Raw genomic sequence first — 1776 nt, forward strand, 5'->3', positions numbered from 1 at the left:
CTGTAGCGTAAATCAACAGGCAAGTTTAACACAGTCTTTTTTTAAAATTAGGAGTTTTTGCTTAGCAAAATAGTTGACAAAACAAGGTAAAAACTGATAAATTCATTATAATACCAATAAAAATACTCGGAATAAAGGAAGAGGTGCTCTAATGGTACGCGTAGCAAATTCAGTTACAGAATTAGTTGGTCAAACTCCTATTGTTAAATTAAACAGATTAGTAGATGAAAACAGTGCAGAGGTATATTTAAAGCTTGAATATTTTAACCCTGGCAGTAGTGTAAAAGACCGTATTGCTTTAGCGATGATTGAAGCAGCTGAAGAGAAGGGCTTAATTAAGCCTGGAGTCGATACGATTATTGAGCCTACAAGTGGAAATACAGGAATCGGTCTTGCAATGGTCGCAGCAGCTAAAGGATACAAGGCAATTTTTGTTATGCCCGAAACAATGAGCTTAGAAAGACGAAACTTGCTGCGTGCATATGGAGCAGAACTCGTTCTTACTCCTGGACCTGAAGGAATGAAAGGTGCAATCGCAAAAGCAAATGCACTTGCTGAAGAAAATGGCTACTTCGTTCCACAACAGTTCGAGAATGAAGCAAACCCTGAAGTTCATCGCAAAACAACTGGTAAAGAAATTGTTGAACAAATGGATCAACTAGATGCTTTTGTATCAGGTATTGGTACAGGCGGAACGATCACAGGTGCTGGTGAAGTTCTTCGTGAAAAGTTCCCAAATATAAAAATTTATGCAGTTGAACCAACGGATTCGCCTGTATTATCAGGCGGTAAACCAGGTCCACATAAGATTCAAGGAATCGGTGCTGGCTTTGTCCCAGCCGTTCTAAATACTGAACTATATGATGAAGTTTTACAAGTTCAAGCTGAAGAAGCGTTTGCTGCTTCTCGTCGTGCAGCAAAAGAGGAAGGAATCCTAGGCGGGATTTCCTCAGGCGCAGCTATTCATGCAGCATTAGAAGTTGCCAAAAAGCTTGGAAAAGGTAAAAAGGTCCTTGCTATTATTCCAGATAATGGTGAACGTTATTTAAGTACTGCGCTTTACCAATACGAAGAACAATAAATTAACTGAAAAGAGGTTCTAGCGTAAAGCTAAAACTTCTTTTTTTGCTTTAAAAAACCTTCTTCTTGTATGATGATAGAAGGTAAAATAAAATGAGGTGGTTTTAAGTATGCAGACAGCAGGAAATAACAAAATACAATGTGGTCCCTATATGTTAGATTTCGAAAAAAAAACCATCATTATGGGGATATTAAATGCTACACCGGACTCCTTCTCGGATGGAGGTAAATACAATAATGTAGAAATAGCAGTTGAGCGGGCGCAAGAGATGGTTGAAAATGGAGCTGATATTATTGATATAGGCGGTGAATCTACTCGTCCAGATTATACTGTAATATCCGAAGAGGAAGAAATAGAACGTGTTGTCCCAGTCATTGAAGCCATTTCAAAACACGTGAAAGTTCCTATTTCTATTGATACATATAAAGCTAAAGTTGCCCGAAAAGCAGTTGAGGCAGGTGCCCATATTATTAACGATATTTGGGGTGCAAAGGCAGATGAAAACATGGCAGCTGTTGCTGCTGATTACAATGTTCCGATTATCCTTATGCATAACCGTCATAATCGAGATTATTCTTTTTTCATAAGGGACGTGTTAAACGACCTGTATGAGAGTATCCATATTGCCAAACAAGCGGGTGTTCGGGATGAACAGATAATAGTAGACCCCGGCATTGGTTTTGCTAAAGACTTTA

At 38.7% G+C, this 1776-nt stretch carries 2 protein-coding genes; both read left to right on the forward strand.

Features of this window, described 5'->3' with window-relative positions:
• Positions 1–151 precede the first annotated feature (151 nt).
• Entirely contained in the window at positions 152–1081 is a 930-nt protein-coding gene (gene cysK, locus V7124_RS22955; protein ID WP_335493773.1) for a cysteine synthase A, read from the forward strand.
• A gap of 109 nt (positions 1082–1190) precedes the next feature.
• A partial coding sequence (gene folP, locus V7124_RS22960) for a dihydropteroate synthase (protein ID WP_335493775.1) occupies positions 1191–1776 on the forward strand: 586 nt, incomplete at its 3' end.

The organism is Neobacillus niacini, assembly GCF_036961885.1.
Classification (GTDB): domain Bacteria; phylum Bacillota; class Bacilli; order Bacillales; family Cytobacillaceae; genus Neobacillus; species Neobacillus niacini_H.

Coding starts and splice junctions, on each gene's coding strand:
- cysK (WP_335493773.1), top strand. CDS start 152: ATGGTACGCGTAGCAAATTCAGTTACAGAATTAGTTGGTCAAACTCCT.